The organism is Nocardioides candidus (genome assembly GCF_041321175.1).
Lineage (GTDB): Bacteria > Actinomycetota > Actinomycetes > Propionibacteriales > Nocardioidaceae > Nocardioides.
Map to the genome: position 1 here is coordinate 295,195 of NZ_JBGGWC010000004.1, position 13,322 is coordinate 308,516.

Below are 13,322 nucleotides of genomic sequence, written 5' to 3' on the forward strand. Positions count from 1 at the left end.
CGCGACGGCGGAAACCGCTCGGAGGGACCTCATAGGAAGCAAACTGCGGCGGCGCGCACGAGTCACGGGTCAGTCGGTCGATCGGTAGCGACCACGGAAGTACAGCAGCGGGTCCTTCGCCTCGTCCTCGGCCGTCTCCAAGTGCTCCACGCGGCCGATGACGACGTAGTGGTCACCGCTCTCGTGGACCGTCTGGATCGTGCAGTCGAGGTGGGCCAGCGTCCCACGGATCACCGGCGAGCCGGTCACCTCCGCCGGGTGCCAGTCGACGTCGGCGAACTTGTCGACGCCCTTGGTCGCCATCTGCTGGGAGACGTGCTCCTGGTCAGCAGCCAGGATGTTGACGCAGAACCGGCCGGTCCGGTGGATGACGGGCCACGCCCGCGACGACTTCGCCGGCACGAACAGCACCAGCGGGGGGTCGAGGGAGACGCTCGAGAAGGACTGGCAGGTCATGCCGACCGGCTCGCCACCGCTGATCGTGGTGATCACGGTGATGCCGGAGGCGAAGGTGCCGAGCACGTCGCGGAAGCGCCGCGCGGCCGCGCGGGCCTCGGGGTCGTCGTGGACGGCGACGTCCTCGCCCGGCCGGAACTCGAAGTCGATGTCGGCGTCGCCGAGCCACGAGTCGATCAGGGCCGGGTGCGGCCAGGTCTCCCGCGCGTCGGGGCTCATGCCGTCGGGGATGTCCCCCTCGGGCACGCGCCCGCGGGAGGGATGGGACTCGGCCGGCATGCTCGCCACGGTAGCGACCTCAGCTCCCGCCACCGAAGTCGTGACCCCAGTACGAGACGGCGGTGGACTCGCGTGCGACCCACTTGTGGTCGTCGACGCGCAGTCCCTCGGTGCCGAACTCCACGTCGAAGCCGCCGGGCGACCTCACGTAGAACGAGACCATCTCGTCGTTCATGTGCCGCCCAAGGGTCGCCGACAGCTTGGCGCCGTGCTTCTTGACCCGCTCGAGCGCGCGTCCGACGTGGTCGAGCTCGTCGACCTCCAGCATGATGTGGACGCACTTCGACGGGTTCGGCATCGGGAGGAACGCGAGCGAGTGGTGGCGCGGGTTGACCCCGAGGAACCGGAGCCACACCTTGCTCCCGGGCTCCTTGCCGACGAACTCCCCCGGCATGCTCATCGAGTCGCGGAGCCGGAAGCCCAGCACCTCGGTGTAGAACCGCAGCGCCTCGACGTCGTCGAGGACGGGCAGGACGATGTGCCCCATGCCTTGGTCGGCGGTGACGAACCGAGCGGCGTACGGCGTCACGACCGGTCGCGACTCGTAGGTGATGCCGTGGAACAGCTCGAACACGTTGTCCCAGGGGTCCCTGAAGCGCACGAGCTCCTGGACGCGGCGCTCGGCGAGCTCCTCCTTCGTGCCCTCCTCGAACTCGACGCCGGCCTTCTGCAGGTGCTCGCGGGCGGCCTGCAGGGCCTGGTGGTCGGCGAGCTCCCAGCCGGAGCAGGCGAGCTCGTCGACGTCGGAGGGGAAGACGACGATGCGCGCGGAGACCTCGTCGAAGCGCCAGTACTGGTGCGCGGGGTCGGGACCGCGACCCTCGGCCAGCCCCAGGACCTTGCCCGCGAAGGTCTTCCACGCGTCGAGGTCGGTGCTGGCCACGCGGACGTAGCCCATGGACTTGATGTCGATCATGCCTTCGCCCTTTCGACGTGGGCCGCGAGGAAGGTCGTGCAGACCTGCGCGAACTCCTCGGCCGCCTCGATCTGCGCCCAGTGCCCGCAGTTGGGGAACACGTGCAGCTGCGCACGCGGGATCTGCTTGAGCGCCACCAGTGCGCCGTCGAGCGGGTTGACCCGGTCCTCGCGACCCCAGGTCAGCAGGGTCGGCTTGCGGATGGCGTGCACCTCGCGCCAGAGCATGCCGTCCTCGGCCCACTCCGGGTTCCAGAAGGACGCCCCCATCGACCGCATCGCCTCCATCGAGCCCGGCGCCGTCGCGTCGGCGAAGCGCTCCTCGACGAGCTCGTCGGTGACCAGCGACTGATCCACCACCATGCTCGAGATGAACGCCCGCAGCCGCTCCCGGGTCGGGTCCATGCTGAAGTCCATCAGCCGCTGGACGCCCTCGGTCGGGTCGGCGTGGAAGAGGTTGAGCGAGAGCCCGCCGGGGCCCATGAGCACGAGCCGGCCGACCCGGTCGGGGTAGGACAGCGCGAAACGGGTCGCCGTGCCGCCGCCGAGGGAGTTGCCGAGCAGGTGGACCTTCTCGATCTGCAGCTCGTCGAGGAACCTGACGAGGTAGTCGGCCGAGTGCCGGAAGTAGTTGGCCTTCACCTCGGGCTTGTCCGACTGCCCGAAGCCGGGCTGGTCGACCAGCAGGGTGCGGAAGCGCGGCGCGAAGCGCGGCAGTGCGGAGCCGAAGTTGCTCCAGGCCGACGCACCCGGTCCCCCGCCGTGCAGCAGCACGAACGGAAGACCGGCGCCCCCGTCGTCCGGGCCGGCCTCGTAGTAGTTCAGGGTGATGTCACCGGCCTTCGCGGACCGGCGGACAGCCTCCTTCTCGTACGACGGCAGGGCCATCAGTACATCCCGGGGTCGACCTTGTGGCCGAACTGCTGCGCGCCGTACATCTGGAGGGCGCGCTCGGGGTCGTTGGCCGCGTGCACCCGGCCGGCGTGCGCGTCGCGCCACGCCCGCTGCAGGTAGGTGCCCTCGGCGAGCGCCCGTCCACCGGAGGCCTCGAACAGCGCGTCGATCGCCTCGATGGCGCGCGCGGTGCCGAGCACCTGGTCGCGCCGCACCCGCAGCCGCAGCTCGAGGGGGATCTGCTCGCCGCGCGCGACCAGGTCCTGCTCCTCGCGGATGTTGGCCATGAGCAGCGCCCAGCCGGCGTCGATCTCCGAGGAGGCCCGCGCGATCCGGACCGCGGCGAACGGGTCGAGCGACGCCTTCTCGCCGAGGTACGCGGCGCGCACGCGCTTCTGCTGCATCTCCACGTGCTCGGCGTAGGCGCCCTTCGCGATGCCGAGGAGCGGCGTGGCGATCGTCGAGGTGAAGATCGAGTGGAAGGGCAGCTTGTAGAGGTCGCTGGTGTTCACGGCCTGCCCCGGACCCTTGCACTGACCCGTCTCCCCCATCGACAAGGTGAACGCCTCGGGGATGAAGGTCTCCTCGACCACGATGTCGTTGGAGCCGGTGCCGCGCAGGCCCACGACGTTCCACACGTCGACGATCTGGTACTTCTCCCGCGGCACCATGAACGTGCGGAAGTCGACGACCTGGCCCTCCTCGTTGAACACCAGGCCACCGAGGAGCACCCAGGAGCAGTGGTCGCAGCCGGAGGAGAAGCTCCACCTGCCGGACAGCGTGAAGCCGCCCTCGGTGAGGACCGCCTTGCCGGTCGGAGCGTACGACGAGCTCAACCGCACGCTCTGGTCCTCGCCCCACACGGCCTGCTGCGCCTCGTCGGCGAAGAGCGCGACCTGCCAGGGGTGCACGCCCACGACGCTGGACACCCAGCCGGTCGACCCGTCCGCGGACGCGATGTCGCGCACGGCGGTGTAGAAGTCCACGGGATCGGCCTCGAAGCCGCCGTAGCGCTTCGGCTGGAGCAGCCGGAAGAAGCCGGTCTCCTCGAGCTCCTTGATCGACGCCTCGGGGACGACGCGCAACCGCTCGGCCTCGTCGCCGCGCTCGCGGAAGGTCGGAAGCAGGTCGCGGATGCCGTCGAGGACGGTCTGCACCTCGGGGCTGCGGTTCATGTGGGAGCTCCTGTCGGATGTACTGATGTCAGCAATACTAGAACACGTTCTAGTTTTCTGTCACGCGTTCGCGTCCTGTTTGGCCTTGAGCATCAGGGCGATGTCGATGAGCTGGTCCTCCTGGCCGCCGATCAGCTTGCGGTTGCCGGCCTCGAGCAGGATCTGCGCACCCGAGACGCCGTAGCGCTCGGCGGCGTTGCCGGCGTGCTTGAGGAAGCTCGAGTAGACGCCGGCGTACCCCATCATCAGCGTCATCCGGTCCAGCTGGCACTCCTCCGGCATGGCCGGCTTGATGACGTCCTCGGAGGCGTCGACGATCTTGAGGAAGTCGACCCCCGTGGTCCAGCCGAGCTTGTCGCAGACCCCGATGAACGCCTCGAGCGGCGTGTTGCCGGCGCCCGCGCCGAAGCGGCGCACCGAGCCGTCGATCTGGGTGGCGCCGGCCCGGGCGGCGGCGACGGTGTTGGCGACGCCCAGGCCCAGGTTCTCGTGGCCGTGGAAGCCCACGTCGGCCTGGCCGCCGATCTCGGCGACGACCGCCGCGACGCGGTCGGAGGTCTGCTCCATGATCAGCGCGCCGGCGGAGTCGACGACGTAGACGCACTGGCACCCGGCGTCGACCATGATCCGGGCCTGCTGCGCGAGCACCTCGGGCGACTGGGTGTGGCTCATCATCAGGAAGCCGACGGTCTCCAGCCCGAGCTCGCGCGCCAGGCCGAAGTGCTGGATCGAGACGTCGGCCTCGGTGCAGTGGGTGGCGATCCGGCAGATCTGTCCGCCGTTGTCCTGCGCGGCGCGGATGTCGTCCTTGGTGCCGACGCCGGGGAGCATCAGGAAGGCGATCTTGGCCCGCTTCGCCGTCTCGGCGGCGATCCTGATGAGCTCCTGCTCCGGGGTCCGGGAGAAGCCGTAGTTGAAGCTGCTGCCGCCGAGGCCGTCGCCGTGGGTCACCTCGATGACCGGGATGCCGGACTCGTCGAGGGCCTCGACGATGTCGTGCACCTCCTGCGCGGTGAACTGGTGGCGCTTGTGGTGCGAGCCGTCGCGGAGGCAGGTGTCGGTCAGGCGCAGGTCGAGCTTTCCGAAGGGCTCGTCACCGTGGGTCCCGCTCCAGGTCCGGCCGAGCGCGTTGAGGTCGGCGAAGGTGGTCATCTCAGTGCTCCGTCTTCAGTTCTGGCCGAGGATCGAACGGGCGATGTGCTGACCGACCTGCGTCGCCGCCGCGGTCATGATGTCGAGGTTCCCCGAGTACGGCGGCAGGTAGTCCCCTGCGCCTTCCACCTCCACGAAGACCGAGACCCGGCGCATGCCCTGGGTGAAGTCGGAGGGTCCGTCGAACTGGGGCTCCTGGAGCAGGCGGTAGCCCGGCACGTACTCCTGGACCGCACGCTCCATCGCGTGGACCGACTCCGCGATCGCATCGGTGTCGGCGTCGGGGTCGACCGCGCAGAAGATCGTGTCGCGCATGATCATCGGCGGCTCGGCCGGGTTGAGGATGATGATCGCCTTGCCCCGCTCGGCGCCGCCGATCGTCTCGACCCCTGCCGCCGTCGTACGGGTGAACTCGTCGATGTTCGCGCGGGTGCCCGGCCCGGCGCTCACACTGGAGACGGAGGCGACGATCTCGGCGTACGACACCGGGGTGACCCGCGAGACCGCCGCGACCATCGGGATCGTGGCCTGGCCGCCGCAGGTGATCATGTTGACGTTCATCGCGCCGACGTGCTCCTGGCCGTTGACCGGCGGGATGACGGCCGGACCGACGGCGGCGGGCGTCAGGTCGATCGCGCGGATGCCCGCCTCGGCGTAGCGCGGTGCGTACTCCTTGTGCACGTAGGCCGACGTGGCCTCGAAGAGCAGGTCCGGGAGCTCGTCCTGCTTCAGCAGCCAGTCGACCCCCTCGTGGGACGACTCCAGGCCCTTGTCGCGGGCGAGCTTCAGGCCCTCGCTGGACGGGTCGACGCCGATCATCCACCGCGGCTCGATCACGTCGGACCGCAGCAGCTTGTACATCAGGTCGGTCCCGATGTTGCCGGGGCCGACGATGGCGGCTGTCACCTTGCTCACGACTACTCCTACTCCTCGAAGTCCACGGTCAGCGGTGCGAAGCCGCTGATGGAGGCGACCACCCTGTCGCCCGGGGCGAACGGCACGAACGGCCCCAGTGCGCCGGAGAGCACCACCTGCCCGGCGCGCAACGGGTCACCGAAGCGGTGCGCCTGCACGGCCAGCCAGCGCAACGCCTCGAGCGGGTCGCCCAGGCAGGCCGCGCCGTTGCCGGCCGACCGCTCCTCGCCGTTGACGGTCAGCGACATCTCGACGTCGCGGGGCTCCAGCTCGGCCAACGCCTTGCCGTCCTCCCCCACCACGAACAGGCCGCTGGAGGCGTTGTCGGCGACCGTGTCGGTGAAGCCGATCTTCCAGTCGGCGATGCGCGAGTCGACGATCTCCAGCGCGGGCAGCGCGACGTCCACCGCGGCACGCACCGCCTCGATCGTGATGTCGGCCTCGTCGTCGGGTGCGATGTCCGTCGCCAGCCGGAAGGCGACCTCGGCCTCCACGCGCGGCTGCACGAGGGTGCGCATCGACACCGGCTCGCCGCGGGCGCCGTGGCTGACGTCCATGTCGTCCAGGAGGTAGCCGAAGTCCGGCTGGTCCACGCCGAGCTGGTCCTGGACCGCCTTCGACGTGGCGCCGATCTTGCGGCCGACGACCGCCGCCCCGGCAGCGATCCGCGCCTGCACCAGGCCCTGCTGCACGGCGTACGCCGCCGGCAGGTCGTCGGCACCGATCAGGTCGCGGACGGGCGCGCACGGCACCCTGGTGCGCTGGGCGTCGGCGAGGCGCTCGACAGCTGCCGAGATCGCGTCCTGGGAGGTCACGAGAGCAATACTAGAACCTGTTACAGTTTTGTGCCATGACGGGTGGTACGCCGGACGCTCCGGCCACGCTTCCAGCTGAGGTCGACGTCGTCGTGGTGGGCGCCGGCGGTGCCGGGATGAGCGCCGCGCTCGCGGCGGGACGCCGCGGCCTCGACACGATCCTGCTCGAGAAGAGCGCCTACTTCGGCGGCTCGACCGCCCGCAGCGGGGGCGGCGTCTGGATCCCCGGCAACTACGCCCTCAAGGCGGCCGGCGAGGACGACGACCTGGCCAGCTCCAAGCTCTACCTCGACTCCATCGTGGGCGCCGCGGTGTCGAAGGTGCGCCGCGACACCTATGTGGAGCGCGGCGCCGAGGTGATGGACTTCCTCAAGGAGAACACCCCGGTGCGCTTCACCTGGGTGCCGGAGTACGCCGACTACCACCCCGAGGCCCCCGGCGGGCGGCCGCGCGGGCGCACGGTCGAACCGGTCCCGATCGACGCGCGCTTCCTGGGCGACGAGCTCGAGAGGCTGCACCCGCCGTACACCAAGGCGCCGGCCAACCTCATCGTCACCCAGGCGATGTACCGCAGGATCAGTCTCGGCCTGCGCACGATCAAGGGCCCGGTCACCATGTTCCTGGTGGTCTTCCGACGACTCGTGAGCATGCTGCTCGGCCGCAAGATGTACGCGATGGGCAACGCGATCGCCATCGGCCTGCGCAAGGGGCTCATGGACGCCGGCGTACCTGTCCACTACGAGCAGGAGCTCACCGACCTGCTGCTCGAGGGCGGTCGGGTCGTGGGCGTCGCCGTCGAGCACGACGGCGTGCGCCACGAGATCCGCGCGCGGCGGGGCGTGATCCTCGGCAGCGGCGGGTTCGAGCGCAACGCCGAGCTGCGCGCGAAGTTCCTCCCGCAGCCGACCTCCGAGGAGTGGAGCACGGGGTCGCAGTTCAACACCGGCGCCGGCCTCGAGGCCGGCATCGCCGCAGGTGCGGCCACCGACGTGATGGACGACGCGTGGTGGGGACCGACGATCCCGCTGCCCAACGGCCCGTGGTTCTGCCTCGCCGAGCGCAACCTGCCCGGCTCGATCATGGTCAACCAGGCAGGCGAGCGCTACATGAACGAGGCGCTGCCCTACGTCGAGGCCGTGCAGGAGATGTACAAGGTCGAGCACGCAGGCGTCCGCACGGTCCCGAGCTGGATGATCATCGACCAGCGCTACCGCAATCGCTACCTCTTCGCCGGCCTCGGCCCGCGCCAGCCCTTCCCCGGCCGCTGGTACAAGAGCGGCACGATCAAGAAGGGCGCCACGATCGAGGAGCTCGCCGCCGAGATCGACGTGCCGGCGGACGCCCTCAGGGCGACCCTGGAGCGGTTCAACGGCTTCGCGGTGAGCGGCGTCGACGAGGACTTCCACCGCGGCGAGTCGGCCTACGACAAGTACTACTCGGACCCCACCGTGAAGCCCAACCCCTCGCTGCACGTGATCGACCAGGCGCCGTACTACGCCGTGAAGATCGTCCCCGGCGACCTCGGCACCAAGGGCGGTCTGCTCACCGACGAGCACGCCCGGGTCGTGCGACCCGACGGCTCCGTGATCCCTGGCCTCTACGCCGCCGGCAACGTCTCGTCAGCCGTCATGGGCTACACCTACGCCGGTCCCGGTGCCACGATCGGCCCCGCGCTGGTCTTCGGCTACCTCGCCGCAGAGGACATCGCCAAGGAGGCGCACTGATGCCCATCGACCCGTCCGTCGCGATCGGCGCCGACCTCGGCTCCACGTCCTTCTCGTGGACCGAGAGCGACGTGCTGCTCTACCACCTCGGCGTGGGCGCGGGGTCCCGCCCGGGAGACAACCTCTCCCCGGCGGCCCTCCGCTACACCCTCGACGACCCGGCCCTGCACGTGCTGCCGTCCTTCGGCGTGGTCGTGCCGACCTTCCACATGACCGACCCGCCGCCCCTGGACCTGCCGGGCTGCGAGATCAACCTGGCCCAGGTGGTGCACGGCTCGCAGTCGATCTCCGTGTCGGGACCGCTGCCGACCAGCGGCACGGCGACCGTCTCGACGACGCTGACCGACGTCTGGGACAAGGGCAAGGCGGCCGTCATCTGGCAGGAGGGCGTCGCTCGCGACGAGGCGGGCACGGAGCTGTGGCGCACCCGCTCGTCGATCTTCGTGCGCGGCGAGGGTGGCTGGGGCGGCGACCGCGGGTCGTCCGAGGCGGTCGCCCTGCCCGAGCGCGAGGCCGACCACGTGTCGTCGTACGCCGTGACGCCCCAGCAGGCGCTGCTCTACCGGCTCTGCGGCGACCGCAACCCGCTGCACGCCGACCCCGACTTCGCGAAGGCGGCCGGCTTCCCGGCGCCGATCCTGCACGGCCTCTGCTCCTACGGCATCGTCCTGCGCGAGCTCACCGACGGTGTCCTCGGCGGGGACGCGACGGCCGTCCGCGGGTTCACCGCACGGTTCGCAGGCGTGGTGTTCCCGGGCGAGACCATCCAGGTCGCGGGCTGGCGCGAGGACGACCGGGTGGTCGCGTCGGCGACGATCGCGGGCGGCGATCGCGACGGCTCGCCCGTGCTCGCGGACTGCGTGCTCTCCCTCTGATCCTCGCGCGGGGTTGCGGTGGTGGCTACCGTCGTCACCATGCCAACTCGCACTGCACGCACAGCATGGAACGGCGGCCTCCAGGACGGCTCGGGGCAGGTCGAGCTGACCTCCTCGGGGCTCGCGACGTTCGACGTGTCCTTCCCCAAGCGCGCCGCCGACGATGCCGACGGCGCGACCAGCCCTGAGGAGCTCATCGCCGCAGCCCACTCGGCCTGCTACGCGATGTCGTTGTCCAACGAGATCGCCCAGGCCGGCGGCACTCCCGAGTCGCTCGACGTCTCGGCCGACGTCACCCTCGGACCCGACCCCGCGGGTGGCTTCAAGCTGACCGGCATCAAGCTCACCGGTGCGTGCCGAGGTCAGCGGGCTCGACGAGGCGGGCTTCGCCGAGGCGGCCGACACCGCCAAGGCCGGCTGCCCGGTGAGCAAGGCGCTCGCAGGTGTCGAGATCACCCTGGACGCCGCGCTCGAGGACTGACGAGCCGCGAGCGTCAGGGACGAGCTCGAGGCCCTTAGCCGGCTCGTCCGGGACGCCGATGGCGACTGCCGCCGGGGAGGCTGAGCCTCAGGCCCGGTGCTCCGACGCGAGGATCCCCATGATCACGTCGTCGTGCCACTCGCCGTCCACCAGCGCGGCCTGACGCTCACGACCCTCCTCGACGAACCCGCAGGCCTGGTAGCAACGGATCGCGCGGGTGTTGAAGGCGAGCACCCGGAGGTCGACCCGGTGCAGGTCGAGCTTGCCGAACGCGTGGTCGAGGACGATGCGGGTGACCTTGCGCCCGATCCCCTGTCCCAGGAGCGCGGGGTCCAGGATGCCGACCGCGTAGTGCGCCCGGCGGTCGTGCTCGACCAGGCCGTGCAGGCGCGCCGTGCCGACGAACCGTCCGTCGACCTCCACCGCCCAGCTGTGCGGGTTGTCCTCACCGCTCACCGCGTCGTACCAGGCCTCGGCGGCCTTGATGGGCAGCGAGCGCCTGCCCTCCCAGGTCGGCGACCCTCCGAACATCCGCACGATCGAAGCGTCCTGCCCGAGCATCGACCGCGCCGCGACGTCCGCCCACTCGAAGGGCCGCAGCAGCACCTGGGCCGTCTCGACCGTGCTGGTCGGCCCGCCGTCCGTCATGGACCAAGAGGCTACCGTGCTCGGGCTCTCCGGCGGACGTACCGAACTCGGAAAACCGTGGCGAGCCGAGCGTGGAGCCCCGGGCCGATCGGGACTTGGGTACGTCCGTCGGCGACCACCCCCGGAAGACCAGGCTCGGCGAGGGCTAGGTTTCACCGCATGACCGCGCCGACCGGCCTCCTGGAGTCCTGGACCTGCGGGGAGCACACCGCCGACGCCCTGGACGGACGCTCCCTGACGTTCCCGACCTACCGCAAGGGCAGCGGGCCCGGGGTGGTCGTCATCCACGAGATCCCGGGCATGACACCGGAGTTCGTCGGGTTCGCCGAGGAGCTGGTCGCGGCGGGTTTCACGGTCGTGCTGCCGCACCTCTTCGGCGAGCCCGGAGCGCCCTACAGCAACCGCAGGGTCGCCTCGGTGCTCGGCACGGTGTGCGTCCGCAAGGAGTTCGTGACGCTGGCCCGCCGCCGCACCTCTCCCGTCGCGGGCTGGCTGCGCAGCCTGGCGCGCGAGCTCCACGCCGAGCTCGGCGGGCCGGGCGTGGGTGCCCTCGGGATGTGCTTCACCGGCGGCTTCGCGCTCGGGATGATGGTCGACGCCGCGGTCGCCGCGCCGGTGCTGTGCCAACCCTCCGTGCCGTACGCCGTCACGCCCTCCCGCGCCCGCGACGTCAACCTCTCCCCCGCGGACCTGTCGGTGGTGAAGGAGCGTGCGGCCGGCGGCTGCGAGGTGCTCGGCCTGCAGTACGCCGGCGACCCGATGACCGGGCGCCGCTTCGACACGCTCGAGCGCGAGCTCGGTGATGCCTTCATCCGCGTGGACTTCCCCGGGCGAAGGCACGCGACGGTCACCCGCCACCGTCAGCAGGAGGGCGTCGACAAGGTCGTCGCCTTCCTGCGGGAGAAGCTCGCCCAGTGACCGCTCAGTGACCGCTCAGTGACCGCTCGGCGGCGCCTCGCGGCTCTCGCGCTCCTCGGCGACCGCCTTCTCGTCGACGACCGTCGGCCGTAGCCGCGACCACACCAGGAACGCCGCCGCCGCCACCAGGAGGCCGAGGCCGGTCCAGATGTTGGCGTTGATGTCACCGGTCCGGTCGGGCGCCTCGTCGCTGACGAGGCCGGTCACGAGGAGGACCACCCCGTAGAGACCGAGAAGTCCGCCGATCACGTTGCGGATGTCGAACGCGCCAGCGGTGTGGCGGTCTGCGTCTGCCATGACGGGCTCCTTGCTAGAAGATCACGTTGAGGGCGACGACCATGACGAGCGCGATGCTCGCGAGCGGGACCGTGCGGCGGTACCAGGGATAGCTCGCCTCGTCGGGGTCGGTGAGGGTGTCGCGCGGGGTCTCGGAGTAGACCAGCCCTCGCAGCTGGTCCGCCGGCTTGGGTGCGGTGACCGCGGAGACCACCAGGCTGAGCACGATGTCGACGACGAAGGCCGCCGACGCGCTCAGGAAGGCCGCGCCCTGACCGCTGACGGCGATCACACCCGTGCTCCACGAGCCGAACGCGTCCTCGCTGAGGAAGGCGACCACGACCGCCGCCGCCGTGCCGGAGACCAGGCCCACCCAACCGGCGGTCGGTGTCATCCGGCGCCAGAACATTCCGAGGATGAACGTCGCGAACAGCGGGGCGTTGAAGAACCCGAAGAGGGTCTGCAGGTAGACCATCACGTTGGAGTAGTTCGACGCCACGAGCGCGGTGAGGATCGCGATGAACGTCGCACCGACGGTCGCGATCCGGCCCACCCGGATGTAGTACGCGTCCGGGCGGTCCTTGGCCACGTAGTCACCCCAGAGGTCGTAGCTGAAGACCGTGTTGAAGGCCGAGATGTTGGCCGCCATGCCGGCCATGAAGGACGCCAGCAGCCCGGTGATCGCGAGACCCAGCAGCCCGTTGGGCAGGAGGTCGCGCATCAGGTAGAGGAGGGCGTCGTTGTAGGTGACCGCGTCGCCGGTCGCGGCACCCTTCGGCGCTCCCCCGCTCTTGAGGTCGGCGATCTCGGAGACCATGACCGCCGCGATCATGCCCGGCACGATCGTGATGAACGGGACGAACATCTTCGGGAAGGCCCCCAGGATCGGGGTCTTGCGGGCCGCCGAGATCGAGTTCGACGCCATCGCGCGCTGCACCTCGACGAAGTTCGTCGTCCAGTAGCCGAACGAGAGCACGAAGCCGAGGCCGAAGACGATGCCCACGACGGACAACCAGGACGAGTCAAACCCCGACAGCGCCTGCCCCGGCCACGACTCCGACTGCTGGGCCACGGTGGCCGTCGTCGCACCGTCGGCGACCGTGGGCTTGAGGCTGTCCATCAGGCCGTTCCAGCCGCCGACCTCGTGGAGCCCGATGATCGTGAGGGGCAGCAACGCGGCGACGATCACGAAGAACTGCAGGACCTCGTTGTAGATGGCGGCGGACAGGCCGCCGAGGGTGATGTACGACAGCACGACGGCTGCGGCCACCACGAGCGAGATCCACAGGTCCCAGCCGAGCAGCGCCCGGATGATCGCGCCGAGCAGGAACAGGTTGACCCCCGCGATCAGCAGCTGGGCGAGGGCGAAGGAGATCGCGTTGACGAGGTGGGCACCCGGCCCGAACCGGCGGAGCATGAACTCCGGGACCGATCGCACCTTCGACCCGTAGTAGAACGGCATCATGACGAGGCCGAGGAACAGCATCGCGGGGATCGCGCCGACCCAGAAGTAGTGCACCGTCGGCAGGCCGATCTCCGCGCCGTTGGCCGACATGCCCATGATCTCGACCGCACCGAGGTTCGCCGAGATGAAGGCCAGCGCGGTCACCCACGCCGGCAACGACCGACCCGACAGGAAGAAGTCCACGGAGTCGGAGACCTGGCGCTTGGCGAGCCAGCCGATGCCGAGGACGAACACGAAGTAGGTCGCGAGGATGAGGTAGTCGACGGCGTTCGCGTCGATCAGCGTGTCGGACGCGAGCGGCAGCACGGCCGAGGTCCCGAGAGCCATCAGATCG

At 70.3% G+C, this 13,322-nt stretch carries 14 protein-coding genes and 1 pseudogene; 5 read left to right on the top strand and 10 right to left on the bottom strand.

All coding sequences use genetic code 11. The features are described 5' to 3' along the window. Window positions 1-69: 69 nt before the first annotated feature. From ACAX67_RS18590 to ACAX67_RS18620, 7 genes are read right to left on the bottom strand one after another with little or no spacing between them, the layout of a single operon-like run. Window positions 70-735, bottom strand: coding sequence for a flavin reductase family protein (locus ACAX67_RS18590; RefSeq protein WP_370705372.1), 666 nt, complete (start codon window positions 733-735; stop codon window positions 70-72). A 19-nt stretch (window positions 736-754) separates the two neighbouring features. Continuing rightward, window positions 755-1,651, bottom strand: a complete 897-nt coding sequence (gene hsaC, locus ACAX67_RS18595; protein ID WP_370705373.1) for an iron-dependent extradiol dioxygenase HsaC — start codon at window positions 1,649-1,651, stop codon at window positions 755-757. Continuing rightward, on the bottom strand, window positions 1,648-2,538 hold the full coding sequence (gene hsaD / locus ACAX67_RS18600) for a 4,5:9,10-diseco-3-hydroxy-5,9,17-trioxoandrosta-1(10),2-diene-4-oate hydrolase (RefSeq protein ID WP_370705374.1): 891 nt from the start codon (window positions 2,536-2,538) through the stop codon (window positions 1,648-1,650). Before hsaD ends, hsaC begins: the two co-directional genes overlap by 4 nt. Continuing rightward, window positions 2,538-3,719 (bottom strand): 3-hydroxy-9,10-secoandrosta-1,3,5(10)-triene-9,17-dione monooxygenase oxygenase subunit, encoded by a 1,182-nt coding sequence (hsaA, locus tag ACAX67_RS18605; protein WP_370705375.1) that lies wholly within the window; start codon window positions 3,717-3,719, stop codon window positions 2,538-2,540. Before hsaA ends, hsaD begins: the two co-directional genes overlap by 1 nt. A gap of 60 nt (window positions 3,720-3,779) precedes the next feature. Next, window positions 3,780-4,871: a 4-hydroxy-2-oxovalerate aldolase gene (dmpG, locus tag ACAX67_RS18610; RefSeq protein WP_370705376.1), complete on the bottom strand. Its 1,092-nt coding sequence runs from the start codon at window positions 4,869-4,871 to the stop codon at window positions 3,780-3,782. A 15-nt stretch (window positions 4,872-4,886) separates the two neighbouring features. Then, the gene (locus ACAX67_RS18615) at window positions 4,887-5,786 is read right to left on the bottom strand and encodes an acetaldehyde dehydrogenase (acetylating) (protein ID WP_370705377.1); all 900 of its coding nucleotides are present in this window, start codon (window positions 5,784-5,786) and stop codon (window positions 4,887-4,889) included. Between the two features lie 8 nt (window positions 5,787-5,794). Continuing rightward, window positions 5,795-6,601: a 2-keto-4-pentenoate hydratase gene (locus ACAX67_RS18620; protein ID WP_370705378.1), complete on the bottom strand. Its 807-nt coding sequence runs from the start codon at window positions 6,599-6,601 to the stop codon at window positions 5,795-5,797. Between the two features lie 35 nt (window positions 6,602-6,636). On the opposite strand from ACAX67_RS18620, the gene kstD reads away from it, so the two are divergent. From kstD to ACAX67_RS18640, 4 genes and pseudogenes are all read left to right on the top strand, one after another. Beyond that, window positions 6,637-8,325, top strand: coding sequence for a 3-oxosteroid 1-dehydrogenase (gene kstD, locus ACAX67_RS18625; RefSeq protein WP_370705379.1), 1,689 nt, complete (start codon window positions 6,637-6,639; stop codon window positions 8,323-8,325). Then, complete coding sequence (gene chsH3 / locus ACAX67_RS18630) at window positions 8,325-9,200, top strand: enoyl-CoA hydratase ChsH3 (protein WP_370705380.1); 876 nt, start codon at window positions 8,325-8,327, stop codon at window positions 9,198-9,200. The genes kstD and chsH3 overlap by 1 nt, the downstream gene beginning before the upstream one ends. A gap of 39 nt (window positions 9,201-9,239) precedes the next feature. After that, a pseudogene (locus ACAX67_RS18635) lies at window positions 9,240-9,491 on the top strand (OsmC family peroxiredoxin); the annotation flags it as partial. A 58-nt stretch (window positions 9,492-9,549) separates the two neighbouring features. Continuing rightward, window positions 9,550-9,681, top strand: a complete 132-nt coding sequence (locus tag ACAX67_RS18640; RefSeq protein WP_370705537.1) for an OsmC family protein — start codon at window positions 9,550-9,552, stop codon at window positions 9,679-9,681. An 87-nt stretch (window positions 9,682-9,768) separates the two neighbouring features. On the opposite strand, the gene ACAX67_RS18645 is transcribed toward ACAX67_RS18640, so the two are convergent. Continuing rightward, complete coding sequence (locus ACAX67_RS18645; RefSeq protein WP_370705381.1) at window positions 9,769-10,329, bottom strand: GNAT family N-acetyltransferase; 561 nt, start codon at window positions 10,327-10,329, stop codon at window positions 9,769-9,771. Between the two features lie 159 nt (window positions 10,330-10,488). Between ACAX67_RS18645 and ACAX67_RS18650 the strand changes: the two genes are divergently transcribed. Further along, window positions 10,489-11,247, top strand: coding sequence for a dienelactone hydrolase family protein (locus ACAX67_RS18650; RefSeq protein ID WP_370705382.1), 759 nt, complete (start codon window positions 10,489-10,491; stop codon window positions 11,245-11,247). A gap of 15 nt (window positions 11,248-11,262) precedes the next feature. On the opposite strand, the gene ACAX67_RS18655 is transcribed toward ACAX67_RS18650, so the two are convergent. Next, complete coding sequence (locus ACAX67_RS18655; RefSeq protein WP_370705383.1) at window positions 11,263-11,544, bottom strand: LPXTG cell wall anchor domain-containing protein; 282 nt, start codon at window positions 11,542-11,544, stop codon at window positions 11,263-11,265. 13 nt (window positions 11,545-11,557) lie between these two features. Further along, window positions 11,558-13,315, bottom strand: a complete 1,758-nt coding sequence (locus ACAX67_RS18660; protein ID WP_370705384.1) for a sodium:solute symporter family protein — start codon at window positions 13,313-13,315, stop codon at window positions 11,558-11,560. Window positions 13,316-13,322: the final 7 nt, after the last annotated feature.

Excerpts from the sequence above, each read along its gene's own strand:
- ACAX67_RS18590 (WP_370705372.1), bottom strand. The coding sequence starts at position 735 with ATGCCGGCCGAGTCCCATCCCTCCCGCGGGCGCGTGCCCGAGGGGGAC.
- hsaC (WP_370705373.1), bottom strand. The coding sequence starts at position 1,651 with ATGATCGACATCAAGTCCATGGGCTACGTCCGCGTGGCCAGCACCGAC.
- hsaD (WP_370705374.1), bottom strand. The coding sequence starts at position 2,538 with ATGGCCCTGCCGTCGTACGAGAAGGAGGCTGTCCGCCGGTCCGCGAAG.
- hsaA (WP_370705375.1), bottom strand. The coding sequence starts at position 3,719 with ATGAACCGCAGCCCCGAGGTGCAGACCGTCCTCGACGGCATCCGCGAC.
- dmpG (WP_370705376.1), bottom strand. The coding sequence starts at position 4,871 with ATGACCACCTTCGCCGACCTCAACGCGCTCGGCCGGACCTGGAGCGGG.
- kstD (WP_370705379.1), top strand. The coding sequence starts at position 6,637 with ATGACGGGTGGTACGCCGGACGCTCCGGCCACGCTTCCAGCTGAGGTC.
- chsH3 (WP_370705380.1), top strand. The coding sequence starts at position 8,325 with ATGCCCATCGACCCGTCCGTCGCGATCGGCGCCGACCTCGGCTCCACG.
- ACAX67_RS18645 (WP_370705381.1), bottom strand. The coding sequence starts at position 10,329 with ATGACGGACGGCGGGCCGACCAGCACGGTCGAGACGGCCCAGGTGCTG.
- ACAX67_RS18650 (WP_370705382.1), top strand. The coding sequence starts at position 10,489 with ATGACCGCGCCGACCGGCCTCCTGGAGTCCTGGACCTGCGGGGAGCAC.
- ACAX67_RS18655 (WP_370705383.1), bottom strand. The coding sequence starts at position 11,544 with ATGGCAGACGCAGACCGCCACACCGCTGGCGCGTTCGACATCCGCAAC.
- ACAX67_RS18660 (WP_370705384.1), bottom strand. The coding sequence starts at position 13,315 with ATGGCTCTCGGGACCTCGGCCGTGCTGCCGCTCGCGTCCGACACGCTG.